The organism is Acinetobacter sp. CIP-A165 (assembly GCF_000367985.1).
Lineage (GTDB): Bacteria > Pseudomonadota > Gammaproteobacteria > Pseudomonadales > Moraxellaceae > Acinetobacter.
The window spans coordinates 1-26,191 of the sequence record NZ_KB849204.1 but is presented as its reverse complement, the minus strand read 5'-3'; the positions used below and the strand labels follow the sequence as shown (position 1 = coordinate 26,191).

The 26,191-nt window shown below is 38.1% G+C and carries 23 protein-coding genes and 6 pseudogenes; 5 read left to right on the top strand and 24 right to left on the bottom strand.

What is annotated here, in order from left to right:
- Window positions 1-60: 60 nt before the first annotated feature.
- From F991_RS13515 to soxR, 4 genes are all read right to left on the bottom strand, one after another.
- Entirely contained in the window at window positions 61-1,527 is a 1,467-nt protein-coding gene (locus tag F991_RS13515; protein ID WP_004672475.1) for an NAD(P)(+) transhydrogenase (Re/Si-specific) subunit beta, read from the bottom strand.
- Window positions 1,527-1,853, bottom strand: a complete 327-nt coding sequence (locus F991_RS13510) for a proton-translocating transhydrogenase family protein (protein ID WP_004672473.1) — start codon at window positions 1,851-1,853, stop codon at window positions 1,527-1,529. Before F991_RS13510 ends, F991_RS13515 begins: the two co-directional genes overlap by 1 nt.
- Before the next feature lie 11 nt (window positions 1,854-1,864).
- A complete protein-coding gene (locus F991_RS13505) occupies window positions 1,865-2,992 on the bottom strand; it encodes a Re/Si-specific NAD(P)(+) transhydrogenase subunit alpha (protein WP_004672471.1) in 1,128 nt (375 codons plus the stop codon).
- A 703-nt stretch (window positions 2,993-3,695) separates the two neighbouring features.
- Window positions 3,696-4,181: a redox-sensitive transcriptional activator SoxR gene (gene soxR, locus F991_RS13500; protein WP_004672469.1), complete on the bottom strand. Its 486-nt coding sequence runs from the start codon at window positions 4,179-4,181 to the stop codon at window positions 3,696-3,698.
- A gap of 71 nt (window positions 4,182-4,252) precedes the next feature.
- On the opposite strand from soxR, the gene F991_RS13495 reads away from it, so the two are divergent.
- Together F991_RS13495 and F991_RS13490 are read left to right on the top strand one after the other, a co-directional pair.
- Window positions 4,253-4,672, top strand: coding sequence for a RidA family protein (locus F991_RS13495; protein WP_004672467.1), 420 nt, complete (start codon window positions 4,253-4,255; stop codon window positions 4,670-4,672).
- A gap of 19 nt (window positions 4,673-4,691) precedes the next feature.
- Window positions 4,692-5,886: pseudogene (locus tag F991_RS13490) on the top strand (MFS transporter).
- A gap of 52 nt (window positions 5,887-5,938) precedes the next feature.
- On the opposite strand, the gene thpD reads toward F991_RS13490, so the two are convergent.
- From thpD to F991_RS13425, 13 genes and pseudogenes are all read right to left on the bottom strand, one after another.
- Window positions 5,939-6,844, bottom strand: coding sequence for an ectoine hydroxylase (gene thpD / locus F991_RS13485; protein WP_004672465.1), 906 nt, complete (start codon window positions 6,842-6,844; stop codon window positions 5,939-5,941).
- Window positions 6,845-6,846: 2 nt separating this feature from the next.
- On the bottom strand, window positions 6,847-7,260 hold the full coding sequence (locus tag F991_RS13480) for an ectoine synthase (RefSeq protein ID WP_004672464.1): 414 nt from the start codon (window positions 7,258-7,260) through the stop codon (window positions 6,847-6,849).
- Window positions 7,257-8,576 carry a diaminobutyrate--2-oxoglutarate transaminase gene (gene ectB / locus F991_RS13475; protein WP_004672463.1) on the bottom strand — a complete coding sequence of 440 codons (1,320 nt, stop codon included), beginning with the start codon at window positions 8,574-8,576 and terminating at the stop codon, window positions 7,257-7,259. The genes F991_RS13480 and ectB overlap by 4 nt, the downstream gene beginning before the upstream one ends.
- Window positions 8,577-8,624: 48 nt before the next feature.
- The gene (gene ectA / locus F991_RS13470) at window positions 8,625-9,200 is read right to left on the bottom strand and encodes a diaminobutyrate acetyltransferase (protein ID WP_004672462.1); all 576 of its coding nucleotides are present in this window, start codon (window positions 9,198-9,200) and stop codon (window positions 8,625-8,627) included.
- Between the two features lie 127 nt (window positions 9,201-9,327).
- Window positions 9,328-9,762: a MarR family winged helix-turn-helix transcriptional regulator gene (locus F991_RS13465; RefSeq protein ID WP_004672461.1), complete on the bottom strand. Its 435-nt coding sequence runs from the start codon at window positions 9,760-9,762 to the stop codon at window positions 9,328-9,330.
- A gap of 512 nt (window positions 9,763-10,274) precedes the next feature.
- A complete protein-coding gene (gene arsH / locus F991_RS13460; RefSeq protein WP_004672460.1) occupies window positions 10,275-10,994 on the bottom strand; it encodes an arsenical resistance protein ArsH in 720 nt (239 codons plus the stop codon).
- Window positions 10,987-12,027 (bottom strand): ACR3 family arsenite efflux transporter, encoded by a 1,041-nt coding sequence (gene arsB / locus F991_RS13455; RefSeq protein WP_034595100.1) that lies wholly within the window; start codon window positions 12,025-12,027, stop codon window positions 10,987-10,989. Before arsB ends, arsH begins: the two co-directional genes overlap by 8 nt.
- Before the next feature lie 11 nt (window positions 12,028-12,038).
- On the bottom strand, window positions 12,039-12,512 hold the full coding sequence (locus F991_RS13450) for an arsenate reductase ArsC (protein WP_004672456.1): 474 nt from the start codon (window positions 12,510-12,512) through the stop codon (window positions 12,039-12,041).
- 6 nt (window positions 12,513-12,518) lie between these two features.
- The gene (locus tag F991_RS13445) at window positions 12,519-12,839 is read right to left on the bottom strand and encodes a metalloregulator ArsR/SmtB family transcription factor (RefSeq protein WP_004672454.1); all 321 of its coding nucleotides are present in this window, start codon (window positions 12,837-12,839) and stop codon (window positions 12,519-12,521) included.
- 59 nt (window positions 12,840-12,898) lie between these two features.
- On the bottom strand, window positions 12,899-13,333 hold the full coding sequence (gene arsC, locus F991_RS13440) for an arsenate reductase (glutaredoxin) (protein ID WP_004672452.1): 435 nt from the start codon (window positions 13,331-13,333) through the stop codon (window positions 12,899-12,901).
- A 251-nt stretch (window positions 13,334-13,584) separates the two neighbouring features.
- On the bottom strand, window positions 13,585-13,803 hold the full coding sequence (locus F991_RS13435) for a hypothetical protein (RefSeq protein ID WP_004672450.1): 219 nt from the start codon (window positions 13,801-13,803) through the stop codon (window positions 13,585-13,587).
- A 45-nt stretch (window positions 13,804-13,848) separates the two neighbouring features.
- Entirely contained in the window at window positions 13,849-14,442 is a 594-nt protein-coding gene (locus tag F991_RS13430) for a LysE family translocator (protein ID WP_004672449.1), read from the bottom strand.
- A gap of 785 nt (window positions 14,443-15,227) precedes the next feature.
- Window positions 15,228-16,784: pseudogene (locus F991_RS13425) on the bottom strand (peptidase domain-containing ABC transporter); the annotation flags it as partial.
- Window positions 16,785-16,858: 74 nt separating this feature from the next.
- Here F991_RS13425 and F991_RS13420 point away from each other — a divergent pair.
- The gene (locus F991_RS13420; RefSeq protein ID WP_004672268.1) at window positions 16,859-18,067 is read left to right on the top strand and encodes an IS256 family transposase; all 1,209 of its coding nucleotides are present in this window, start codon (window positions 16,859-16,861) and stop codon (window positions 18,065-18,067) included.
- 31 nt (window positions 18,068-18,098) lie between these two features.
- On the opposite strand, the pseudogene F991_RS13415 reads toward F991_RS13420, so the two are convergent.
- The 3 genes and pseudogenes from F991_RS13415 to F991_RS13405 form a co-directional block, all read right to left on the bottom strand.
- A pseudogene (locus F991_RS13415) lies at window positions 18,099-18,695 on the bottom strand (cysteine peptidase family C39 domain-containing protein); the annotation flags it as partial.
- Window positions 18,696-18,698: 3 nt separating this feature from the next.
- Complete coding sequence (locus F991_RS13410; protein WP_004672446.1) at window positions 18,699-19,964, bottom strand: HlyD family secretion protein; 1,266 nt, start codon at window positions 19,962-19,964, stop codon at window positions 18,699-18,701.
- Window positions 19,965-20,537, bottom strand: a pseudogene (locus tag F991_RS13405) (cupin domain-containing protein); the annotation flags it as partial.
- Window positions 20,538-20,611: 74 nt separating this feature from the next.
- On the opposite strand from F991_RS13405, the gene F991_RS13400 reads away from it, so the two are divergent.
- A complete protein-coding gene (locus F991_RS13400; RefSeq protein ID WP_004672268.1) occupies window positions 20,612-21,820 on the top strand; it encodes an IS256 family transposase in 1,209 nt (402 codons plus the stop codon).
- 31 nt (window positions 21,821-21,851) lie between these two features.
- Here F991_RS13400 and F991_RS13395 read toward each other — a convergent pair.
- Both F991_RS13395 and F991_RS13390 read right to left on the bottom strand, forming a co-directional pair.
- Window positions 21,852-22,445: pseudogene (locus F991_RS13395) on the bottom strand (JmjC domain-containing protein); the annotation flags it as partial.
- Between the two features lie 63 nt (window positions 22,446-22,508).
- Window positions 22,509-22,886, bottom strand: a complete 378-nt coding sequence (locus tag F991_RS13390) for a hypothetical protein (RefSeq protein WP_004672443.1) — start codon at window positions 22,884-22,886, stop codon at window positions 22,509-22,511.
- Between the two features lie 749 nt (window positions 22,887-23,635).
- Here F991_RS13390 and F991_RS17275 point away from each other — a divergent pair.
- Window positions 23,636-23,866: a pyocin activator PrtN family protein gene (locus F991_RS17275; protein ID WP_081398965.1), complete on the top strand. Its 231-nt coding sequence runs from the start codon at window positions 23,636-23,638 to the stop codon at window positions 23,864-23,866.
- Here F991_RS17275 and F991_RS13380 read toward each other — a convergent pair.
- Both F991_RS13380 and F991_RS13375 read right to left on the bottom strand, forming a co-directional pair.
- Window positions 23,850-24,774: pseudogene (locus tag F991_RS13380) on the bottom strand (tyrosine-type recombinase/integrase). The gene F991_RS17275 and the pseudogene F991_RS13380 sit on opposite strands and share 17 nt — an antisense overlap.
- A gap of 363 nt (window positions 24,775-25,137) precedes the next feature.
- On the bottom strand, window positions 25,138-25,818 hold the full coding sequence (locus F991_RS13375) for a hypothetical protein (RefSeq protein WP_004672437.1): 681 nt from the start codon (window positions 25,816-25,818) through the stop codon (window positions 25,138-25,140).
- Window positions 25,819-26,191: the final 373 nt, after the last annotated feature.

The window sequence follows — 26,191 nt, the reverse complement described above, 5'->3', positions numbered from 1 at the left end:
AAAAGTAGCAATCAAAAAAGCCACCCGAAGGTGGCTTTTACAATCTTGATTCAGGTCAGATTAGTGACCACCACCATTGATTGCTTTAGTCATGTCTTCAACCACTTTCTTCGCATCACCAAAGACCATCATGGTTTTTTCATTGTAGAACAAGTCATTATCTAGACCAGCATAACCTGTTGCCATAGAACGCTTGATCACCATAATCGTACGAGCTTTGTGTGCTTCAAGAATCGGCATACCGTAAATCGGTGAGGTCGGATCATCTTTCGCCGCAGGGTTAACTACGTCATTTGCACCGATAACAAGAACTACATCAGTTGCAGGGAAGTCTGAGTTAATCTCATCCATCTCTAAGATGTCTTCATACGCAACATCAGCTTCAGCTAACAATACGTTCATGTGACCAGGCATACGACCAGCAACTGGGTGAATCGCAAAGCGAACTTTTACACCTTGTTCTTTTAAGATTTCACACAATTCTTTAACTGCATTCTGTGCACGACCTTGCGCCATACCATAACCTGGTACGATCACAACGCTATCCGCATTTGACATCAAGAAGCCAGCATCATCAGCAGAACCAGAACGATAGTTACGTTGTACTTGCTCACCTTTGTCAACTGCAACTGCTGCACCACCCATTGCACCACCAAATAATACATTGATGATAGAACGGTTCATCGCCTTACACATGATGTAAGAAAGAATCGCACCAGAAGAACCAACAAGTGAACCTGCAACGATCAACATATTGTTTTCAAGTGTGAAACCAATACCTGCTGCCGCCCAACCAGAGAATGAGTTCAGTAACGATACCACAACTGGCATATCACCACCGCCGACTGGCGCAATCCACATCCAACCAAATGCCAAAGCAAATGCAGTCATGATGTAGAACGCAGTCAAGCTATCTGTAGCGAAGTACACACCACCGAAAACTAACATTGTGATAAACAACAAAGCTTGTAGTGGTTTTACCCATGCACCTGAAATGGTTTTCGCCCATTTCTTTGCTGCAAGTTTGCCGTAAGCAAATACAGATGCTGTAAAGGTAATCGCACCAATGAAACAGCCCACAAACAATTCAAAACGATAGGTACTGCTAAAGCCAGTAAATGCTGTATAGCCTTCAGCCAACATCGCTTCATTCACAGAAGTCAATTGTGCTGCATCAAACTGGCCAAAATGAGCCGCTTTTAATACAGTCGCAATCGCAATCAATACTGCTGCTAAACCGACCAATGAGTGCATCAATGCAACCATTTCAGGCATTTGCGTCATTGGTACTGCGCGCGCTTTGGTGATCCCGATCGCTGCACCAGCAACCATTGCCAAACCGATCATCCAAACCACTGGACCTTCAGCCACAAAGAATGTCGTTGCAACCGCGATTGCCATCGCAATCATACCGTAACGGCTACCCGCAATCGCAGTCTTAGGACCTGACAAACCACGTAAAGTTAAAATAAAGAGGACAGCACCAATCAGGTAGAACCAATCCGCATAGTCTCGAATAAATTCCATCACACGCCCTCTTTTTTCTTTTGCTTAGGTTTGAACATTTCAAGCATACGCGCCGTTACAGCGAAACCACCGAAAATGTTAATACTTGCAAGGAACACAGCGATTGCACCTAAAATGCTAATCGGGTTAATGGTCTCAAAATAAACCGAACCCTCAATCCCAATAAATGGCAAACCGACGGTTTGAATCATTGCGCCAACAACAATAATTGAAGACAATGCGTTTGTTACAGCCATCAATGGCGTATGTAACGCTGGCGTTACACCCCAAACAACGTAATAACCTACGAAGATGGCAAGGACGAAAATTGTAATCGTTTCAACCATGAGAACTCTCCTTAACCACGCTTGAGCAGTACTTGACCGCCATGTGTCACGAGTAACGCTTTTTGGATTTCATCTTCTTGATTGATCGCAAAGGCTTTGTCTTTGTCAAACAATGTCTCAAGGAAGTTAAATACGTTACGTGCATACAATGCAGATGCTTCAGTTGCAACTGTGCCCGGAATATTTGGGATACCCAAAATCTTCACGCCATTTTCAGTTGTTACTGTTTCGCCTTCTTTAGAACCTTCAACGTTTCCACCCGTTTCAACTGCCATATCTAAAATGACAGAACCCGGTTTCATTTTGGCAACGGTTTCAGCTTTAATTAAACGCGGCGCATTACGACCAGGAAGCAAAGCAGTGGTGATCACGATATCTGCATTTGATACCGCTTTATCCACAATCGCAGCTTGATCTTGAATGTATTGCTCACCCGGCATCCAACCATAACCATTCTTGGCAGCGTCGGCAGCTTTTTGCTTTTCTTCATCAGACATCGGCACGTCTAACCATTTACCACCTAAAGACTCAACTTGCTCTTTAGCGGTTGGACGTAAGTCGGTCGCTTCAACGATTGCACCCAAACGTTTTGCAGTCGCAATCGCTTGCAGACCAGCAACACCAACACCCATGATCACAACACGTGCAGGTTTTACAGTACCCGCAGCCGTCATTAACATTGGGAACATACGTTGATATTCAGCCGCAGCCAACAATACAGATTTATAACCTGCTAAGTTTGCTTGAGAAGAAAGTACATCCATATTTTGTGCACGTGAAAGTGTACGTGGAAGCAACTCTAAAGCAAAAGCAGACACTTGCTGAGCAGCAAATTGGTCTAATTCTGGATTTCGGTAAGGGTCAAACATTGCAATCACAGATGTATTCGCCGCAAGTTTTTGAATTTCGTTACCACTCGGGGCACGTACTTTCAAAATAATTTGGCTACCTGTATATGCATCATCCGTAATGGCTGCGCCAACTTGTTCATAAGCACTGTCAATATACGCAGCTTTAACACCAGCGCCACGTTCAATAACAACGCTATGACCTGCGTTAATCAACTTCTTCACTGTCTCTGGTGTTGCAGCAACACGACTTTCACCGACGACAGTTTCGGTTGGGATTCCGATCTGCATGAGCGTTCCTCAAGCTAGTTTTTCTTAAGTAAACATCGCGAATCGCAATGTTTCCCCCAGGAGTATTCTTTGTAGAGACTTAGGATTTTAATGGAACTTTTTTAAAATTCCACCCAATATTTATTTAATAAATACCTATATTTTGAACTGATGATTCATATTAATGTTTCAAACTTGTATGATTGGTATGTTTGATTTTTATAATGCAAACCTACGCTTCGATACTCGTTAAAGATGATATGCCATTATCATCCACATAAATCTGCTCATATCTACACTTTGTATCGCATGCGCGATTGAATAGCAAAGCGATATCTATTGAAATAAATCTACAGCACAGCGTTCACTATAAATAAGCCTTGTTCAAATGCGTTACATATCAATGGCACTTGCGTCGGGTATCTACAGATTGACGACCTGAATCGGCATCATAAGCATGCGACTACGCGAGTGGATTGGCTTATTTAAACTTTTATTGTTTTTTTCGGCTACTTTTTATTAGCCCTGTTATTCACTTAAATTTAACCAAGCTTGAATGAATCGAAATTTCACTCCATTCAATGTAATGTTGGCGATTAAATAATAAGCACAATTAAAAAAGAAATGTAAAAACGTAGCTTGGCATTTTCTCAAGTGATATTTGTTTATTTTTTAGCAGCAAATTTCCGCATATTGCACAATATTGGTGCGATTTTTAAGCAAATTAGCCTGTCGCATCATTTTTTTGATTGAGTAAAAATAAAATTTCCTGAAAATGAGCGCCCATTGCCTCTTTTGCTAAACAATCATCAGGATTCCGCAATGGACATTGCGCCAAAGACAGGCAGCCACAACCAATACATTGATCGAGCTGTTGACGTAATTGCAATAACATCATGATTTGCTGATCAAGTTGGCCTTGCCATTGCTGAGACATCGTTTGCCAGTCTTGTTTGCTGGCAATTTGTTGCTTAGGTAAAGAAGCAAAGGTCTCTTTAATTTGCCCCAAGCTAATCCCAACTTGTTGCGCTGCTTTAATAATTGCAATTCGCCGCAATATAGCGCGTTGATAACGGCGCTGGTTACCTGAAGTTCGTACGCTCCATATCAGTTCTTTTTCTTCATAAAAACGAATGGTTGCAACACTTACACCACTTCGCTTTGCAAGCTCACCAATCGTGAGCCAAGCCTGTAATTGTTCTTGTTCCAAAATATGCTTGACCTCTAGTTAACTTGAGCTTTGATACTAACATAACTCAGTTTTCCGAATGGTGTTTTCCAATGAATAATACAAATACGCAAGCATTTACCATAATCAATCCAAATGAGCTGTATGACCCACGTGCCAATGGGTATAGCCATGTCAGCATCGTACAACCCAATATGCGTACCATTCATATTGCAGGTCAAGGCGGTGAAAATAAAAATGGTGAACTGTCACAAGATTTTGACCAACAGGTACAACAAGTCTTTTATAATATCCAACATGCTTTAACTTCAGCTCAAGCCCAACTTCAAGATATTGCTGTTTTACGTATTCTGGTTGTCGATCACGATGCTGAGAAACTTCAAAAATTGACTCATATCATGCAGCGTTTGTGGAAAAATCATGTTTTCCCTGTTTGCACACTTATTCCTGTGCCCTGTTTAGCATTAAAAGACATGCAAATCGAAATTGAAGCAACTGCATATACCGCTTAGACCCGTTATAGAGAGAATTATGTCTGCCTCCCAAGATATTAGTCAAAATAAAGCCCTGCTCTGGTTTATGGCTGTGGCATGTGGCATGTGGTTTGTGTGCAGGTGCAAACTATTATAGTCAACCGTTGATCCATTCGATTCAGCAGTATTTTGCTGTGACGGAGGGTCAAGCTGCCCTCACCGTCACTTTTGCACAGGTTTCTTATGCCTTGGGCTTACTCTTTATTGTGCCGATGGGCGATGTGGTCAATAAAACCAAGTTCATCCCCTTATTAATGTGTTTTTGTGCGGTCGGTTTATTTATTAGTGCTTTTTCAGTGAATTTGCCGATGTTATGGCTTGGAACAGTCTTGGCTGGTTTATTCTCAGTTGCGGCACAAATCCTAATTCCACTGGCAACCATGACGGTACAACCTGAAAAAACGGGCGAAGTGGTTGGCTTCTTGATGAGTGGACTATTGGTCGGAATTTTACTATCGACCAGTTTAGCAGGGTTATTTTCCAATTTATTTCACTGGAAAATGATTTATGCGGTCAGCGGTGTATTGATGTTGATATTGGCTTATGCCCTAAAAAGCCGTTTACCGTATGTGATGCGGATGAAAATGAATTATGGGCAAGTGTTTGCATCAATGGCACAACTACTGAAACAAGAAAAACGACTCTTATTGCGTGCACTTTCGGGTGGATTTGCTTTTGCAGCCGTCAGTATCTTGTTTTCTACCATCGCTTTACTTTTGGCTTCCGCACATCAACTGTCTGATCTACTGATCGGCATGGTTGGATTGGTCGGCATCTTTGGTGCATTATCGACACAATATATCGGTAAATATGCTGATCGAGGCTATACCCAACAATTGACATGGATGGGTTGCGGATTATTTATCTTGAGTTGGATCTGCTTCTATTACGGTCAGACTTATTTATTCAGTTATATTCTCGGCTTCGCACTAATCCAATTGGCTTTAGCACTCGTTCACACCAGCAATCAAAGCATTATTTTCCGTTTACGCCCTGATGCCAAGTCACGTATCAATGCCATCTATATGACCACCTATTTTATTGGCGGCGCTTGCGGTTCTGCACTGGGAATTTTCTCATGGAATCATGGAGGCTGGAGCATGACCTGTTTGGTTGGTCTCAGTTTGGTTTTCGCTTGTATGTTCTTTAGTTTCTTGGATAAGCTGGTTTCATCCAAAACCGTTTCAGCCTAAACGATAAATGCCAAGAAGACTCATCTTCTTGGCATTTATATAAGGATAGCGTTTAAAGTCTTAAGTTATTCGGCTCGATCGCAACAATATCCTCTCGCGCCGCAATAAATTCAGGTCGGGGTTTAAGCCCACCCAATGGCTGCTGTAATTGATTGTCGATACTATTATAGACAAAGAAAATATTACTGCGTGGGAATGGAGTAATGTTACTGTTTGAACCATGCATTAAATTGCAGTCAAAGAACACAACACTACCCGCCAACCCTGTACACGAATGTATGCCACCCATATCGGCCAAATAGCGCAATAAGCTACCATCAGGTACACCATACTCTTGCTTTTTGAGCGACTTTTTATAGTGCTCATCAGGGGTCTCACCCTGACAAGAAATATAATGTTGATGTGAACCAGGGATCACCAAAAGTGGCCCGTTGTGATCATCATTATCCGTCAGTAAAATCGAGCAACTTAAAGCACGCATTCTCGGCATACCATCTTCACTATGCCATGTCTCAAAGTCGGAGTGCCAAAAAAACTCTTTGCCATGCAAACCCGGTTTATAGTTAATCCGCGACTGATGTATATAAACATCACTTCCCAGTAATGATCGAGCAATGTTTAATACTCGTTCATCAGAGACTAGATTTTGAAATACATCATTTAAACGGTGTACATTAAAAATCGAACGCACTTCTTGGCTTTCACGCTCAATAATCGCTTCAGGGCGTTGTTGCACGGCGAAATCTTGGCGCATTTGATGCAACTCATTCAGTAGATGTTGTACTTCATCTTGACTAAATAATTGATCAACTTGCAAAAAGCCATTTTTTGCATAATCCTGCTTTTGCTGTTCGGTTGCACCTTGAACGACATCTTGCTGATAAACCACTGGATCTGCGCGCGAAATGATTGCCGCAGCATCACTTCTTCGAGTCAGGTAAGGGTTACTCATTTGCACGATTACACCTCCTCCTCAGTTTGTTTGATCATTTGTTCTGGTGTTGCATACACGCCGTCTTTGTCATGTACTTCATTGCCTACCAAGGCAGGATTGAAAGTACAGACCAAAACCAAATCAGTGGTCGCACGTAGATAATGATTGTCATGCTTGTCTAAGGCATAGAGTGTTCCTGGCGTGATTTTAAAGACTTCTCCAGACGGAATCAGCTCAATCTCGCCCTCACCTTTGACGCAATACACCGCTTCTAAATGGTTCTTATACCAAATATGCGTTTCTGTACCTGCAAAAATGGTGGTTTCATGCATCGAAAAGCCCATACCATCTTCACGTAATAATAAACGGCGACTTGCCCACGTTTCTGTCTGCACATCACGATCAGTATTTAGAATATCTTGTAATTGACGTACGATCATGAAACAACTCCGTGTACTTTAACTGTCGATTTTATTTTCGCTTGAGGTAAATTGGCTTGAGTATAGACCTGAACCACATGTTCAATTGCCTGCTCTAACAGCTCAATCCCTTGTTCTAAGATTTCAGGTTCAATCGTCAATGGCGGTAGTAATTTCACCACCTCACCACGACTGCCAGAAGTCTCAATCACCAAACCAAGTTGGAAGGCTTGTGTTGTGACTTCATCTGCCCAGTCTGGGTTTTTAAATGCGATACCTTGCATCAAGCCACGACCACGATGGGTTAACTCTGCCGCTGGGAATTTCTTCACCATCTCTTGTAGTCGATGACTGACCAATTCTGATTTCTGCGCCAACGCTGTCTGGAAGCTTTGATCCGCCCAAAAGTGTTGAATCGCTTTAGTCGCCGTAACAAAAGCTAAATTATTGCCACGGAATGTGCCATTGTGTTGACCCGGACGCCAAATATCTAATTCTGGTTTAAACAAAACCAAAGACATAGGCAAACCAAAGCCCGACAAAGATTTAGACAAGGTCACGATATCGGGGGTAATCTCCGCTGTTTCAAAGCTAAAGAAGTGACCTGAACGCCCACAGCCTGCTTGAATATCATCGACAATCAATAGAATCTTGTGCTGTTTACACAAGGCCGAAAGTCGCTTCAGCCAATCAATACTAGCCGAATTTAAACCGCCTTCGCCTTGCACACACTCAACAATGATTGCGGCTGGTAGATCAATGCCACTGCTACGATCAGTTAAAAGCTTATTTAGCATCGCAATGGTATCGACATCTTCACCAAAATAGCCTGCATAGGCTGCATGATGAACATTGCCCAAAGCCACACCCGCAGCTTCACGAAACTTTTGATTTCCTGTTAATGAAAGTGCGCCTAAGCTCACCCCATGAAAACCGTTGGTAAATGCAATTATATTGTGGCGCTTGGTGACATTACGCGCCAACTTGATCGCCGCTTCTACGGCATTGGTTCCTGTTGGACCGGTAAACTGCAACTTATAATTTAAAGTACGTGGCTTTAAAATATATTGCTCAAAGGTTTCTATAAAAGCCTTTTTCGCAGAGGTTGCCATATCCAAGCCATGCACAATGCCATCTTGCATCAGATAATCAATTGCAGCCTGTTTCAGCACGGGATGATTGTGCCCATAATTCAATGTGCCCGCACCCGCGAGAAAATCAATATAAGATCGATCGTTCTCATCCACCAAAACTGCATTTTTTGCAGTTTTGAATATGGTTGGAAAAGAATGGATATAACCTCGTACTTCAGACTCCAATCGACTGAAAATATTCATGAATAACTCCAAGTTAATTTTAAAAGGAATAAATCTCTTAAATACTGCTCAATTCCAATCCCAAAGACCGATGGTGTATAAGTCTTCTGGCTCATGCTGAGTATCGAATGGTTCGGGTTGTAAAGGTTGCAGCGCTTGCTTGGATAAAAACGGACTGACTTTACAAGGGACATCAAAGCGAGAGGCAAAACTGCGGAAAAGATTTTGAGAGGCTTTATTGCTTGGAGAAATTGTTGTTTTTAAGAATTTTAATTGGCGGTTTTCTAAACATTGTTCTTTTACGTTATCAAGGAGTAAGGAACCGATCCCATTTCCTTGCTCACTGGGCGAGACCGCGATTTGCCAGAGGAAGTACGTATCTGGATCTTCTGGACAAATATAGCCTGTCACCACACCCGAGATTTCACCTTTGTGGTTATAAGCCACAAAACAGGTATCGGTATGATGTTCAGCAAGTAATGCATATGCATAGAGTGAGTTGAGGTCCAAAGATGGACAGGACTGAATCAGCGCATGTACTTCACGTACATCTTTCGGTTTAAAATTACGAACGCTGCATTGATTCAGTTGATGAATCACTGATTGTTTAGTCAAGCGAATTGACTGTCTTGATAAAGCTTCCACGCTATCTCCTTTTGTATTTCCATAATCGGCATACTCAAGTTATAAGTGTGGTATCAGGATAGTGTCTACGCATGTCATTGAATAACAATCACATTGATAATCTGTATTGCCCTATTTTCAACTGAATTTAATTTGGAACTTTTGCCTCAAGTAACTGGGCAAACCGCTCTAATGACACAATCAGATGCTGTCGCTCATCATTGGTCAAAGCTTGTAAAGCCAGTGAAAAACCTTCAGGTAACGCAGACGGTGATTGATCTAATAATTGTTCGCCTTTCGCGGTTAGGCTGACATGTACATGTCGACGGTCCTGTGTATCCCTCACACGCAAGACCAAACCTTTTTCCTCGAGACGATCAATAATTCCAACAACGGTACTCGGACTCACAAAAATTGCTTTGCCAATGACAGACATACTGCATGGGCCTATTTTTGCAACGGTCATCAGCGCAACGAGTTGCGGTGTCGTGATTTGGTGAAGTTGAGACAATCGTTTGGAATAAAGCTCCACACACTGCTCAATCCGCCGAACACTTTGTAAAACACGAACAGCATCATCCATCTCAATCACGCACAAAAAAAGCTAAACACACTATTGTAGTACGTTGTACATGATGTTGTCTGTATTTTAATAAAACATCACCGCGTTATTTCTTTACGCTTGACCCTAACGCCAAGTACATCTATTTCCCGATACCTTGAGTAGAAATCATTATAGGTAGTGAATATTTTTTCTTCAAATCAATTCATATCAAATAGTTTCAATAAGAATGATTTTACTATGAATCATTTTTAAAAATATATATAAATCAAAGTATTATAAATTGTGTAATTTTGTGTAATCTATCAAATTCATGTAAAGCCAAAACAATGCATAAAAAACAACCATTCAAGATTCATGCCATGATCAATATTTTACGGTTTTTGTTGTTTTATCACGATGTATGATTCAGAGGAAATTGCTGAAGTTTCTCAACAAAATCTGCGGATTCAACTTCTAAAAAAATGACGATCTGAAATGTGATAGCTGATGACAACAAACACATTTTTAGATCGTCACTAAGATTTGAAATTTTACTGATTACGTTGATTGACACGCTTTGAAAGTTCTTCAGCGGACTCTTTGCGTTCAGAATAACGGTCGGTTAAATACTGACTTTGTCCACGCGTCAGCAATGTGAACTTATAAAGCTCCTCCATCACATCTACGATACGATCATAGTAAGATGAGGCTTTCATACGTCCATCTTCTTCAAACTCCAAAAATGCTTTAGGAATTGAAGACTGATTTGGAATCGTGATCATCCGCATCCAACGGCCCAAGATACGCATTTGATTGACACTATTAAATGACTGCGATCCGCCACTGACCTGCATCAAGGCCAAAGTTTTGCCCTGCGTTGCACGAATCGCACCACCAGCCAGTGGAATCCAGTCAATTTGTGATTTAAAGATCGAACTCATCGAACCATGACGCTCAGGCGAGCACCACACCATTCCCTCAGACCATGCCAACAGTTCATGTAACTCTTTGACTTTTGGATGCTCCATATCTGCATCTTCGGGTAAAGGCAGTCCTTTAGGATGAAAGATTTTCACCTCAGCCCCTAAATACTGCAAAATACGACCCGCTTCCATCACCGCCAATCGACTATAAGAGCGTTCCCGATTTGAGCCATATAGCAATAAAATGCGCGGGGGATGATCTAGCTTTAGCGCTTGAGCCTGTTGAAATTCAGGCTTTGGCAGTAATTCAGGATCAATCTTCGCTACATTTGAATCAGATTTATTCATTTGGAAAACACTTCTTCTTTAACCACAGTGATACGCTCACTAGCGCAATCAATACAGGCACTTCCACCAATGGACCAATGACCGTAGTAAATGCTACTGGAGAAGCTAAACCAAAGGTCGCAATCGCCACAGCCAAAGCTAACTCAAAGTTATTTCCAGCCGCCGTAAACGAAATCGCGGTTGTACGCGGGTAATTGTTCCCCATCCACTTACTCATAAAGAAGCTAATAAAGAACATCAGTACAAAATAAATCGTCAATGGAATCGCAATACGAATCACGTCCAAAGGCAAACTCACCACATCACTGCCTTTTAAGCTAAACATCGCCACAATCGTGAACAATAATGCCAACAAGCTTAGGGGACTAATTTTGGGTAAGAATTTATCTTGATACCAATCCAAACCTCTAGACTTGACCAAAATCAATCGTGTCATAAAACCAAGGAAGAATGGAATACCTAAATAAACCAACACAGCATGGGTAATCGTCCAGAAATCGACATCAATCACCTGTCCAGCCACGCCAAAATATGGCGGCAGCACCGTTAAGAATAACCACGCATAGGTACTAAAAAATAAGATTTGGAAAATACTATTGAATGCGACCAAGGCTGCGACGTATTGGTTATCACCACAAGCTAAACCATTCCAGACCAAGACCATCGCAATACAGCGCGCCAGTCCAATCAGAATTAAACCGGTCATGTATTCTGGATAGCTATGTAAAAAGATAATCGCCAATGCAAACATCAATATCGGTGCAATCAACCAGTTCTGTACCAATGACAAGATTAGCGTTTTCTTGTCTTTGAACACTTCAGGTAAAGTTGCATAGTCGACTTTTGCCAACGGCGGATACATCATCAAAATCAAACCGATCGCAATCGGGATATTGACTGAGTCAAAACTCATTCGCTCTAAAGCAACCGACGCTTGCGGGAAAAATACACCGATCGCAACACCCAACCCCATCGCCATGAAAATCCATAGCGTGAGGTTACGATCTAAAAAGGATAATCCTGATTTAGCCATGTTCTACCCAATTAATCGATATGTGAGATTTGATTGATTGCTGCAATCATTTCTGGACGCGTCATATTGGCAGCATCGAGTGCAAACAAAGCATCAAGACGACGATTGATATGATCGACAGTGACTTGGAAAGCTTTGAGCTTTTCCTCTTTAGGCAGTTCTAAATGCGAAGGATCAGTTAAACCCCAATGTGCTTTGATCGCGCCACCAAGATAAAGCGGACATGCTTCTTGTGCCGCCGAATCACACACCGTAATCACCACATCAGCTTGGTACTGTTCACAGTCATCAATGGTTTTGCTCCACAATCCCTCAGTAGAAAGGTTTAAAGCTTGTAAGGTTTCAATCGTTAATGGATGGACTTGTCCAGACGGCTTACTGCCTGCGCTATATGCCTTCCAACCCGCTGGTGCACGATCATTGAAAAGGACTTCTGATAAAATACTGCGACAACTATTTCCAGTGCACAAAAAAAGAAATTTCATGATGTTTTACTCGCAATAGCTCTGTGTTGTTAGAGCTGCTAATGGTGGGATATTACTGGGTTGCTGTGTGGTCAATACATTTAAAATGTCATGGCACCAATTCGGTAATTGCGGATTTATGCTGTAATAAACCCATTGGCTTTGGCGTCTGTCTTGTAATAATCCAGATGAACGCAATAAAGCGAGATGTCTTGAAATCTTGGGTTGACTGAGTTGTAACTTTTCAGTGAGATCACAAACACATAACTCTTTATTCTCTACAACTAAAGTGACGATATTGAGACGGGTTTCATCTGATAAGCATTTAAAAAAATTAACTTGATCCATATTCACACCTTATTTGTTTATTTGAATATGCAGATAATCACATATCTGAACTAAATTTTTTAATTTATCCGTTGTCCATTTTCACCGATCACTTGTTCACCATCTTCTTTAGTGAAAGCACCCTTTTGCGGCAATGGCAAAATATCTAACACGATTTCAGAAGGGCGGCTAAGGCGAGTACCCAAATCAGTCACAACAAAAGGACGGTTGATCAAAATCGGATGTTCAAGCATAAAATTGATGAGTTGTTCATCCGTCCAATCCTCACGCTCCAGTGCCAAATCACGATATGGATCGACATTTTTACGGATCGCTTCCCTAACTGTTAAACCAGCATCATGAATGAGCTGAATCAGTTCCTCACGGGTGGGTGGTGTCACTAGATACTCAATCACAGTCGGTTCAATCCCTGTATTGCGGATTAAAGCCAAGGTATTTCTTGAAGTTCCACAAGCTGGGTTGTGAAAAATCTTCACGTCTAATGAAGTTGTCATTTGAATGAACTCTAGTTTATATATGCTTATATCTTTATATACGAATTAGCATATATACTCAATATACATCTCGCTCTTTTTTCCTTTCTAAACAGCATAAGCTCTGAATCAAAAACAATATATCAAATAAAATTAATCGCTTAAAAAAAGAAACCACAACAATAAAGTTGTGGTTTTCTCTATATCACTATTACTTATTCGATATGATCACGCCATTTTACGGATTACGAATACAGTTGCTCATTACCCATTTAAATTGATTCAACGATGTCTACGTAGCGATAAATGCAGCCATCTTTTGGGTTTTCAAAAAGCAAATCAATGTTAGGTAAAAGAATATCGCCGTCCACTTCAATTTGCTCTATATATTTGAACATAGGAACTTCTCGATCATTTAATTCTTTAATTTTAGCAATAACGATCTTTTCAGAGTCAAATTGATTCTTAACTTTGATTTTTATATTTTTCATTAGAAACTCCAGTTCTACAGATTTAAAATACACAAATAAATAAAATTAAAATGATGTAATTGCAGAAAAAGCCAAAGGCATAGCAAAGACAGTTAAAATACATGATGCACTACGTTGTAAATTACGCTGATTCAACCAAGTAATTTTGTTTGAAATTAAGACTGATCCAAAAGCAATCCATAAAAATGCGATTGGTGTAATCAGTGCTAAAAAAGTTCCCATATGAATTATATATTGATGGAGGTTCAACCAAACCGTATGCGGGAAAATAGCTGAAGCAAACAACACAGCTTTAGGGTTAAGTAAAGTTGCGACAAATAAAGCCTTTGAGGTAATTAATGGCTGGTTTAAATCCATCTTTTTGGTAGAAGTTATCCATAGTTTAATTGCTAAATAAATGATAAAAGCGGCGCTAAACAACTTTATGAGAGGTGGTAACCAAGGCATATAGTGAGAAACGGACTCAAGTAAAAACCCCCATGCAGTAATTGCAATAAAATAACCGAGTACCTCCGATGGGATTAATTTAAGTGAGCGTTTGATACCTACTTGGATTCCTGATGAAGCCAATAATGTATTCGTTGGACCTGGTGTAAGTAAGATCGTAATAATCAAACCAAAGAATAAAAATGTCACCATAGACAAATCCCTTTGATAAATTGTGCAAGCGAAATATGGCAAAACAGATAAAGGTTTGTCGACAAAATGGTTGTAACCAAAAATAATTAAAACCAAACTTTATATATAAATCAATATCTTAAATCAAAGAACACTTTAATTCAGCACAAATCAAATGTGTGACCAATATCACTTTTCATCGGGTCTTTTAGAGAATACAACTGTCTTTGAATCACACAAGATTCTGATTATTCAGAAGAATTTATTGTTGAAATTGAATAAAGCGTTGGAAAAAGCCCACACACCTTTCAAGGAGTTTAGACATGATTCATAAGCAAATGTACTACTTTTAGTTTTATGCTAATATTGCGCGCAAATTGCCGATTTGATCATTCAGCAAGATCAAATATAGGCTTCAGTTTTCGATCTCTTCTCCAGTCCAATGTATTGTATTCAATATTCAGCCTACAAATGTGCCATGTATTCCCTTTGCTTGATTGCAATCCTGTCGGCTATTTAACATTGAAACAAAGGTATGATTTTTAATGACGCCGAACCAAACCATTTGAATAGCCACATCCAAAGATGCAGCTAAAATAAGGTTGTTCTCATTCCGCTTAGGCTAATTTAAGCTACCATTCTAAGCGCCTGTTCAAGACCTCGTTGTTTAAGCCCTGCACCAAACCTTGCAGAGTCCAGACGATGATCGGTACTCATTGCACTGCGTTCATGATCTACAAACTCAGTGATTGAGCAAAGAAATCATAGACAGTATCTTCCTTCAAATGAGCCTAGATTTAGGCTATTTAGATTTCTTCTAATACCAAGGATTCCATCATCTGATCCTCTACGACGCGGCCACCCTTAATAGCTACAATTCTATCAACAGATGCAATTGTTTCTGGACGATGAGCAATAATAACTCTCGTCATGTTCAGTGATTTAATCATTGAATTAATTTCTTGTTCTTTCAAAACATCTAAATGGCTCGTAGCTTCATCTAAAAATAAAATTTTAGGTTTTCTATACAATGCTCTGGCTAATAAAACTCTCTGTTTCTGTCCACCTGACAGGATACTCCCCATATCTCCAACCAAAGTCTGATAACCCATCGGCATAGCTATGATTTCATCATGTATAGCAGCCATTTTTGCACACTGCTCTACCCACTCTTGATTAATACTATGATCAAAAAAGCTAATATTTTCAATAATTGATCCAGCAAACAGAACATCATCTTGAGCGACTGAAGCGGTTAAGTGTTTTAAGTTACTCTTCCCAAAGTTTTTGATACTTTTCCCGCCTATTTTTATATCACCATATTCCAACTTCAAATTGCCTAAAAATAGATTCATCAAGGTTGTTTTTCCACAACCTGTAGCTCCTACAATAGCAACAGACTGCCCAGCTGGTATAATTAGGTTGACATGGTGAATGATCCAAGGCTCTTCTTCTGAATATCTAAATTTCAATGAATTAACTTCGATTTCTGTACTAATTTCTTGATCACATGTTTCTGGATCAAATAAATAATCATCGGCTTGATCTTGATCTGTCAAAACGATATCTGCCAGTCGTTCTCCGTGCAGACTTAGCATTTTAACTTCAACATATTTATCAATTAAAGAACTGATCCTACTACCAAACTGACTCTTATAGGCTATAAATGCCATTAAAATGCCGACAGTGAATTCACCTTCAATAACCAAACTTGCTCCTAACCAAAGAATAATTATATTCTGTAATCCAAATAGTAGAGTGTTAACAAACCCAAACATTAATTGTAGCTTTTGAGATACTAAGCCCGCATTAATTTGATCAACAAATAAAGTTAACCATGTAGCCTGTCTAAGCTCCTGTTTATCAAATTGTTTAATTGTTTTTATACCACGCATTGTTTCCATAAAATGCGTGTTCTGTTTTGCTGCATATACGATTTGATCTTCTGTCGCACGCCTTAATGGCGCATACCAAGCCCAACGAATAAGGGAATATAAAAAGATTGTAATAACAGCTATCCAAGCCAATTGGGCACTATAGAAGAACATTAGAACCAGTGTAAACACGGTCATTAATCCATCAAGAATAGCTGTCAAGAATGATGTAGTTAATGTTCTCTGAATTGCATCAATCGATGAAAATCTAGAGATAATATCTCCCAAATGGCGCTTTTGGAAAAAGTTGGTTGGCAAATTAACAAGATGATGAAAAATGTTAGCTTTCCACTGTACATTCAGAGTTGTAGCCATATGCATAACGATCCAGGACTGCATAAGACCAATAATGCTACTGAGTAGCATCAACAAACCAAAGCCAATAGCTAAAGTTGTTAAAAGATTTAAATCCGCGGATACAATGGCATGGAGACTGTAAATAAAACTGTGTAAACGCTTAAACTATCCCTCAACGCTGTTGGGGGGCAACACAGGTGTTTACCATGAAAGATGAAGCAATGCTGGCATTGGCAAAAGAATTTGCTAAGAACTTAAAAACAGAAGCTGACCTGAATAATTTCAGTAAAGCTTTAAAGAAACTCACCGTTGAAACTGCACTCAATGCTGAACTGACTGAACATTTAGGCTATGAGAAGAATAGTCCTCGTATAGGCAAAAATACACGTAATGGCTATACAACCAAACGGCTATTTACTGATGATGGTGAATTTGAACTAGACACGCCTAGAGATCGTGATGGCACTTTTGAGCCCCAGCTGATCAAGAAGAGTCAAACCCGTATCACACAAATGGATAGCCAAATCCTATCCCTATACGCCAAAGGCATGACGACACGAGATATCGTTGCCACATTCAAGGAAATGTACGATGCGGACGTCTCCCCAACGCTTATTTCCAAAGTGACGGATGCAGTTAAAGAACAAGTAATAGAATGGCAAAATCGACCATTGGATGCCCTTTATCCTATTGTCTATATGGATTGTATCGTCGTGAAAGTGCGTCAAGATAGTACGATTATTAACAAAGCGGTGTATCTGGCATTAGGTGTCAATACAGACGGACAGAAAGACTTATTAGGTATGTGGATGTCAGAAAACGAAGGTTCTAAATTTTGGCTCTCAGTCCTTACAGAACTGAAAAATCGTGGGTTAAAGGATATTCTGATTGCCTGCGTAGATGGACTGAAGGGCTTTCCTGATGCAATCAATACAATTTACCCTGATACGCATATTCAGTTGTGTATCATCCACATGGTACGCAACAACCTTAAATATGTGAGTTGGAAAGACTACAAAGCTGTCACAGCCGATTTAAAAAAGATATATCAAGCTGTTACAGAAGACGCAGCCTTACAGGCTTTAGATGAATTTGGACAAAAATGGGATGAGAAGTATCCTCAAATCAGCAAGTCATGGCTTGCCAACTGGTCGAATCTAAACACGTTTTTCGCTTATTCTATGGATATTCGCAAAGCGATTTACACGACGAATGCGATTGAATCATTGAACAGCGTTATCCGCCATGCAACCAAGAAAAGAAAAATCTTCCCAACTGATGATTCCGTGAAAAAGGTGGTATATTTAGCAATTATGGCAGCAAGCAAAAAATGGACGATGCCTATTCAGAATTGGAAAGCTGCCATGAATCGCTTTAGTATCATGTTTGAAGAGCGTGTAACCAAGTATTTTTAAAACTGTATTTACACAGAATTATTTACACCCTCATGGCATGATCTATTACCCATTGCATAAAGAATGGGCTTATTAGTGAAAAGGCTTCTAAAGCCAATGCTAAAATAAGAATTTGGCTTAGAGATTTCCATAATCCTCTAATTTCACCAAATAATTTGAAAATCTGAATACTTGTTTTATCTTTCTTTTCTTCGAAATCAGAATCAGGCCACAGTTCTAAAGCAATGCCTGTGAAGCTTAAAGACGCCTGTTTGTAACTTAAGACTCTCTCACCAAATGCAGGATCAATAATAGTAATTTTTGTTGCCGACACTTTTTTTAGCACAACAAAATGATTAAGTTCCCAGTGCAAAATACAAGGTAATCGAAGTTTATTTAACTCATTTAGTTCTAGCTTAAGCGGACGTGTTGTTAAATGTAGTTTGTTAGCAATTTTAATTAAGATTGCTAGTGTCGCTCCTTTTTGAGATATAGAATATCTTTGTCTTAAAGTTAATAAATCAGAATCATATCCATAATAACCTGCTACTATTGCCAAGCAGGCGAGTCCACATTCGGAAGATTCTGTTTGTAAAATAACAGGAGTTTTTCTACCTACCCCTAAAGATAGATATTCAAGATGACGCATAAATTAAAATTTTCCTGTAATACTAAATAATGGTTCTAATACCCATTCATATAGCTTTCGTGTTTCATGCATAATATCGCCATCAAGGGTCATACCTGCTTGTAATGGCATATCTTTTCCATATGCTTTTACGACTTGTTTATCTAGCTTTGCTCGTACTAAATACACTGGTTCATTATTCATTTGTTCTTGTGGCGAGATGACACCTATTGTTTTCATATCTTGTCCAGCTGAAGCTGTTTTGGAAATAGACAAAACATGTGCTTTAGCATGTCCAAATTTTTGATAAGGATACGCTTGATAACGCAATAGAACTTGATCTCCTTCTTTTACAAACCCTATTGCTCGGCTAGGTACATATAACTGAGCAATAAGAGATGTATTTTCCGGCAATATTGTTAATAAAGGTTTTGTTAAATCAACAAATTCTCCAACCTCTGCATTGATAGTGCTTACGATTCCGTCTGCATTCGCTTGAACTGCTAGGCTCTGTTGAGCTTGCATTTCAATAAGTTCTTGAGCATTACTAGATAGAAGACGTTCGTATTGCTCTACCTCATTACTTTGCTTATTCTGTAAACCATCTAAAACTATTTTCTGTTCATTAAACTGTTTTTCTAAAGTTACTTTGTCTCTTTGTAAAGATTCATACTGAGAAACTTGATCAAAATATTCAATTTTCTTAGCTTCAACCTCCTCATGAGATGCTGCATTTTGCTGTAAAGCTATTTCATAACGTTTTTGGTTATTTTTAGCTAAGTTCACACGATTTCTTTGATTAAGGAGTAAATTATTTACTCTTATTAAGCTTTCATTTAATAAACTTATTTGATTCAAAACAGTTTGTTTTTCATTTTGATGAATAAGGTGTAATCGCATAATTTCATTTCGAAGAGATTGCTCCTTTAGTTGTGTTTGTTTTGCTAAAGCTGCGGCAATATCACCATGCTCTGTATAATTTGTTGTAGAAATAACATACAGAATGTCACCCTTTTGAACTTTTTGACCTTCATAGATATTTTTCTTCATTATAGTACCCTGTTGAGTAGCGTACACCTGTATCAAACCAGATAAAGGTGTTAACTGTCCTTTAACTGTGCTTCGTTTGGTGTAGCTCCCCCAGATGGTGAAAGTGATGATCACTAATGTGATACATAAAGAAAAATATGTAAAAAAAGTAAAACTAAATGGACGTGAAAGAATAATATTTCCAGTCCATCTAGTTTGTTTTGCATCAAAAGCTTCTTTACGAAATAGATGATTATTCATTTAGAATTCTATATTCACAAGCTCAATAACATCCTGTATCGCAAGCTGAAAAAGAAGGCTGTTAATTTTTTCTACAGGATGATCTGCAAACTCTCTTGAAACTTGATCAACAGAAGAATATGGATTTTCATATAAATGCTGAATAAGCTTTAAACTCAACTCATCAACATTAACTTTATTACCATTAATGATGACAAATCCTTTATCAAAGAAATAAAGCAAATTAACATTCAAACGAATCTTTTGACCCATCTGTAATTTATCAACTTTACCATTACCTAAGATGTCTAATGAAAACATAGATGGAACATGATGATGTCCCAATTGATGCATCATAAAGCTTTCATAATAATCTTTATCTTTTAAAATTTCGGCAATCTCATGACTAATATTAACAATCATTTCTTTATCACAAACGAAATTAGTAAAGTTTTGTCTACAAGCTAAAATATTTGGTGCAATTTGCTCAAGCCATTGAACATATTCAAAACCAGTTGGAGCAAAAGAAGCTACTGCTAAATGAAAAGTTTCACCATCTAAAGGCAAAGGATCATGCCACCAACCACGTGGAATGAGACTGTAAATAAAACTGTGTAAACGCTTAAACTATCCCTCAACGCTGTTGGGGGGCAACACAGGTGTTTACCATGAAAGATGAAGCAATGCTGGCATTGGCAAAAGAATTTGCTAAGAACTTAAAAACAGAAGCTGACCTGAATAATTTCAGTAAAGCTTTAAAGAAACTCACCGTTGAAACTGCACTCAATGCTGAACTGACTGAACATTTAGGCTATGAGAAGAATAGTCCTCGTATAGGCAAAAATACACGTAATGGCTATACAACCAAACGGCTATTTACTGATGATGGTGAATTTGAACTAGACACGCCTAGAGATCGTGATGGCACTTTTGAGCCCCAGCTGATCAAGAAGAGTCAAACCCGTATCACACAAATGGATAGCCAAATCCTATCCCTATACGCCAAAGGCATGACGACACGAGATATCGTTGCCACATTCAAGGAAATGTACGATGCGGACGTCTCCCCAACGCTTATTTCCAAAGTGACGGATGCAGTTAAAGAACAAGTAATAGAATGGCAAAATCGACCATTGGATGCCCTTTATCCTATTGTCTATATGGATTGTATCGTCGTGAAAGTGCGTCAAGATAGTACGATTATTAACAAAGCGGTGTATCTGGCATTAGGTGTCAATACAGACGGACAGAAAGACTTATTAGGTATGTGGATGTCAGAAAACGAAGGTTCTAAATTTTGGCTCTCAGTCCTTACAGAACTGAAAAATCGTGGGTTAAAGGATATTCTGATTGCCTGCGTAGATGGACTGAAGGGCTTTCCTGATGCAATCAATACAATTTACCCTGATACGCATATTCAGTTGTGTATCATCCACATGGTACGCAACAACCTTAAATATGTGAGTTGGAAAGACTACAAAGCTGTCACAGCCGATTTAAAAAAGATATATCAAGCTGTTACAGAAGACGCAGCCTTACAGGCTTTAGATGAATTTGGACAAAAATGGGATGAGAAGTATCCTCAAATCAGCAAGTCATGGCTTGCCAACTGGTCGAATCTAAACACGTTTTTCGCTTATTCTATGGATATTCGCAAAGCGATTTACACGACGAATGCGATTGAATCATTGAACAGCGTTATCCGCCATGCAACCAAGAAAAGAAAAATCTTCCCAACTGATGATTCCGTGAAAAAGGTGGTATATTTAGCAATTATGGCAGCAAGCAAAAAATGGACGATGCCTATTCAGAATTGGAAAGCTGCCATGAATCGCTTTAGTATCATGTTTGAAGAGCGTGTAACCAAGTATTTTTAAAACTGTATTTACACAGAATTATTTACACCCTCCGTGGAATATACAAAATGTCACCAGCTTCTAGCGTCACATCCATATAAACCTCTTCAGGCTCTTGAATATTTGGAAAATATTTTGTTTGCTGCATGTACAGTGGCAAATCAAAATTAGGTTTTTTTAAAATCCAACGTTTTTTGCCGAGTAATTGAACAGCATAAACATCTCTTGTATCCCAATGACTTTTATAAGAGGATTTTGAACTAAAAGCTGCATAACCACTTGTAATCGTATGAGCTTCTGCAAAGTTAGCTATCTGTTTACTAATATGATCTACAAATGGTTCATTCTTAATCCGATTGTAAACGAGCGTAGCTCCATTCCTTAAATACTCATATAAGATTGATTTGATGCATCTATATTCTGTCGCACCCAAATTGTCATACGCCTCGACATATTCATCCTTATCGACTTCATACCCATTCATCAGTTTAAAGTCACGATGTGAGATATCACCTCGACTATATAATTCATTAAGATTATTCCATGTAAAACCATCTGAATTTACGGCATTTTTAAAAAGATAAGGTTCTCTGTACATGAAATCTTTTTTGAAAGTTTCTTTATTAATATCAAAATCTAACAACATAACTACCTAACATGAAAAAGCTTAATACATTAAAAAAAATTTGTTTTCTATTGATAAGTTCGACTAGTAATTTCCCCCATCTTTGGGCCCACCTTTCCCGTAATTAGTACCGTCATTACAATAATTATTTCCTGATTTATCATCTTTCCCAGTGGCACCACCAATAGCATTACCTATTGCACCACCAACCACACCACCAACCACTTTTCCAGCACTACCACCAACTTTTCCACCAACAACTACACCAAGAGCAGCTCCAGGTGGTCCCCCAACGGCTCCTCCTATTGCCCCTCCTGCAGCTGCTCCACCAATTTTCCCTCCAACCTCTCCAACTTTTGCACCAATAACAGCACCAGTACCAGCAGCTCCTCCTTGAATAAGATCTCCTTTAACATCACCACCCGATACTAATTCAAGCTCTTGAATTGATAACTCTCTCATAACTTTTACTCTCAAATATTCGTTAACTTATAAACTAAGATTTCTTAGTTATTGAAAAATAATACAAAAATATTGATATAATCATAAAGCTTAGTCCTAACGAATATACTGTATAGACATAAGCTGATTTATTACCAAAATAAAAAACGAGAAAGACACCCAATAAAAAAATAAATAAAATAAATAAATAACCTATTATTTTTCCAATAAAACTTTGCTTCTCAAATTTTACTTCTTGATTAAATTCAGATAATTTATTTCTAAGATTGAAAACTTTCTTAAAAATTAAAAAGATAAAAATAAAGTTTAATACAGCAAATGTTGCATCAAAAAAGGTACCTATATTACTCTTCGTGTAAACACCATAATTCATAAATAGCAGGAGTATCGAAAGGCCAAGAACCCATCCATAAAATGTGAACACCTTAGTTTCATCACCGTCCAAATAACTTAGTAATAACTTATTTCTATTAATACCCATAAAAACCCTAATTTTAAATTTATGAATTAATCTATATTGTCTACTTTAAGCATGAATAGAGCTAAATTTAAAAAACTACGCTTTAATACATACATTAAAAATTATGTGAAATTTACCTTAAAAATTAAAAAAGTCAACAAGAATTATTCTCATTCGTTAATAATTTTAATTTTCAAATGACAATAAAATCCGATGCAAAAAGTTACAGCGTATAATTATTTATAAAAAATATCTTATTTATCAGTATTTTAAATTGTAAAAATATTTTATAACACCATTCCCCTCACTTACGCTTTTGACCTCAGTCAACGACTATTATCCTCATTTAAGTAATGCTGAAGCATTGAAAAAGGCAAACAACTGTGAGTTCCCTTTCTCTGTGTTCAAAATAGATAAAAGTAAGCGTGCACCATTTCTGGTGTACCTTAATGACTTTGCTGATGTTTTAAATAAACAGTATTCACAAGCTTCCAAAGACTTTGTTACGTTTCATCAATGAGGCGTAGCACCTCTTCCAACTGCATAATGTTCCTTCTAGCCTTTACGAAAACATAACGCTGCAAACTGCTCCAAGAATCATGCAAACTTACTTTTTGTATTTCAGGAATCGTAAAGCTTTGTTCTGTAAGTCTAGTACATCCTTCATGCCTTAAATCGTGAAAATGCAAATCCTCGATCCCTAACATATTACAAGCCTCACGAAACTCTTTGCCTAAACTCTTAGGATTCAAAGGTAAAAGTAAATTTTCATTGTGGCCTAACTTAAGCATTCTGCTACGAACCTCATGATCTATTAAACGTTCAATCATCGTTTTGCAGGGTTCTAAGACATCAAATGTCTTGTGGTTTCCTTTCGAGCCATTAGGATTTTTCAAATCATGAACTTTCCAATTTGACATGTTTTTCTCAGTTGTGCGGTAGCTTTATCAAAACTATATAAATCAATATCTATATCCCACATCACAGAGGCATGAGCCAAGAAATGAAGCAGCTCATGTTGCTGGGTACTTGTTGCAAGTGGGTCTAAATCCAAGTGAGGAATCCCAGCTTTTCTTAATGCGACGTGATCAGCCAAATGTACTGATTTTTTTTTGTGATAATATTGCGCGCTATCGGAAATTTCTTAATTAAGAGTAGAGAATAGCGTTTCGTCCTTCCGTACTCGCTCCTAACCTCTTCTAAATATTTATCAATGGCATCTGCCAAGGTTAGGTCAATGAGTTGTTCTTTGCCTAATAGAATATCTGGATTTTCAACTTCTCTTTTCTTAATCCAGTTTTCCGCCATTTTCTTTGAATGGAAGGTTTTGCTTTCAGAATAGACTGGATATCCTTTTCGATTGACTCGGATAGCTACGCGGTAACTCAAACTACCATCAGCACCTTTTCTAGCTGTAACTGAACCCATAATTTACACCACAAACCTTTTCTTGGATTATGGTGTAAATGCAAACAGCAAAACCCACATTCATCGGTGTTACCATGCGTTTACGCAGATTCAAATACTAGATTTAAAGGCATGATTTTAAATGACTATTAGTAAAAACCTTAAAAACATTAGTAATCCAAGAATCAGTGTCGCCCCGATGATGGACGGGATAACACTTTAAATTAAACAATAATTTTCAATAATTTATTTAATAACAAAAATAACAAAGTGCAAATAAGGTGCAAAAAATCCAATATAAAAAACCTCAAAATGAGGTTTTTTATAAGTTTTAATATCTATTAAACAAATTTTTAGACCACAATTACATCAGATCTTAAAAGCTCAAACCACTCTTTCACACAAGTCTTTTATAGCAGGTATATTTATATCTATTATTTCACAATGTCCAAAATTTTTAGGCAACCATAGAAACCTATATTCTTCTTGCCAAGAATATTTCTGTCTTTTAACAAAACCAATCTTACCAGGTGGTAATTCATCATCTTTATAATTTTGATCCCGATAAATTACTTTTTTATGCGATCCACAGTACAAATCACATTGTTTACGGATCTCGTCAGTGATAAGTCGATAAAATAAATCCGCATCTTTTATTTTGACACAGAATCTTCCAAAGTCTTTGGAAAATTTATCATCATCTCTTCTTGCGGTTGTACATAGTAGAAAACCATCTGGTAACTTCTTCGTACTTGAACAATTTGTAAATGTACAATATCCAGAAAATTCTCCAATTGATAAACCTGCTTTTTTCGCTTTATAACGCCAATTTGGATCATTATCTGTCATGTGAGTTATAGAATAAGTTTCTTGACCTTCTTGAATATCTCCTTTTTCTTGATTTTCATAATTTCTACATGTTTCTAATGTAGAGAGTCTGATCTTCCCTTCACAAAACATATCTAAATATATTTCATCATCCATATAGCGATATATCACTACTTTTTCATATTGAGTTTTGGAAATCTGTTTCCGTAATAAATTATTAAAATACACTCTTTGCATAGCCCACCAACAAAATAAAAAAATTATTTGAATCCTTTGAAGTATTAAAACATATCAGATTTAAGTAAATATCCCATGAAAATTAATCAAAGTTTGAAAAAGGCTTTTTTAATGTGATTTTTATGTTTTTGAAAATTTCAGGTGAGAAAAAAAAGAGGTTAGAAAAGTTAGGAAATTATAAAACAGTATTCAAATATATGATTTATAAAGATTAATTACAATTTTAGAAAGGTTAGAAAATGGTTAGATTATGGTTAGTTCTAACCTCTAATTTTGGTTAGAAGTTCTAACCTTTTATATTATTGTTTTATATACATATTTTGACTTTTATAACTTTTTTCTAACCGCTTCTAACCTTTATATGGTTAGAAAT

Bases quoted from the DNA above. Each gene is read 5' to 3' on its own strand.
- ectB (WP_004672463.1), bottom strand. From the start codon at position 8,576: ATGAATATTTTCAGTCGATTGGAGTCTGAAGTACGAGGTTATATCCAT.
- F991_RS13465 (WP_004672461.1), bottom strand. From the start codon at position 9,762: ATGGATGATGCTGTTCGTGTTTTACAAAGTGTTCGGCGGATTGAGCAG.
- F991_RS13510 (WP_004672473.1), bottom strand. From the start codon at position 1,853: ATGGTTGAAACGATTACAATTTTCGTCCTTGCCATCTTCGTAGGTTAT.
- F991_RS13390 (WP_004672443.1), bottom strand. From the start codon at position 22,886: ATGAGAGAGTTATCAATTCAAGAGCTTGAATTAGTATCGGGTGGTGAT.
- F991_RS13400 (WP_004672268.1), top strand. From the start codon at position 20,612: ATGAAAGATGAAGCAATGCTGGCATTGGCAAAAGAATTTGCTAAGAAC.
- arsH (WP_004672460.1), bottom strand. From the start codon at position 10,994: ATGAATAAATCTGATTCAAATGTAGCGAAGATTGATCCTGAATTACTG.
- F991_RS13410 (WP_004672446.1), bottom strand. From the start codon at position 19,964: ATGAATAATCATCTATTTCGTAAAGAAGCTTTTGATGCAAAACAAACT.
- arsC (WP_004672452.1), bottom strand. From the start codon at position 13,333: ATGACAACTTCATTAGACGTGAAGATTTTTCACAACCCAGCTTGTGGA.
- F991_RS13450 (WP_004672456.1), bottom strand. From the start codon at position 12,512: ATGAAATTTCTTTTTTTGTGCACTGGAAATAGTTGTCGCAGTATTTTA.
- arsB (WP_034595100.1), bottom strand. From the start codon at position 12,027: ATGGCTAAATCAGGATTATCCTTTTTAGATCGTAACCTCACGCTATGG.
- F991_RS13480 (WP_004672464.1), bottom strand. From the start codon at position 7,260: ATGATCGTACGTCAATTACAAGATATTCTAAATACTGATCGTGATGTG.
- F991_RS13435 (WP_004672450.1), bottom strand. From the start codon at position 13,803: ATGAAAAATATAAAAATCAAAGTTAAGAATCAATTTGACTCTGAAAAG.
- F991_RS13515 (WP_004672475.1), bottom strand. From the start codon at position 1,527: ATGGAATTTATTCGAGACTATGCGGATTGGTTCTACCTGATTGGTGCT.
- F991_RS13505 (WP_004672471.1), bottom strand. From the start codon at position 2,992: ATGCAGATCGGAATCCCAACCGAAACTGTCGTCGGTGAAAGTCGTGTT.
- F991_RS13445 (WP_004672454.1), bottom strand. From the start codon at position 12,839: ATGGATCAAGTTAATTTTTTTAAATGCTTATCAGATGAAACCCGTCTC.
- F991_RS13495 (WP_004672467.1), top strand. From the start codon at position 4,253: ATGAATAATACAAATACGCAAGCATTTACCATAATCAATCCAAATGAG.
- F991_RS13420 (WP_004672268.1), top strand. From the start codon at position 16,859: ATGAAAGATGAAGCAATGCTGGCATTGGCAAAAGAATTTGCTAAGAAC.
- F991_RS13430 (WP_004672449.1), bottom strand. From the start codon at position 14,442: ATGGTGACATTTTTATTCTTTGGTTTGATTATTACGATCTTACTTACA.
- F991_RS13375 (WP_004672437.1), bottom strand. From the start codon at position 25,818: ATGCAAAGAGTGTATTTTAATAATTTATTACGGAAACAGATTTCCAAA.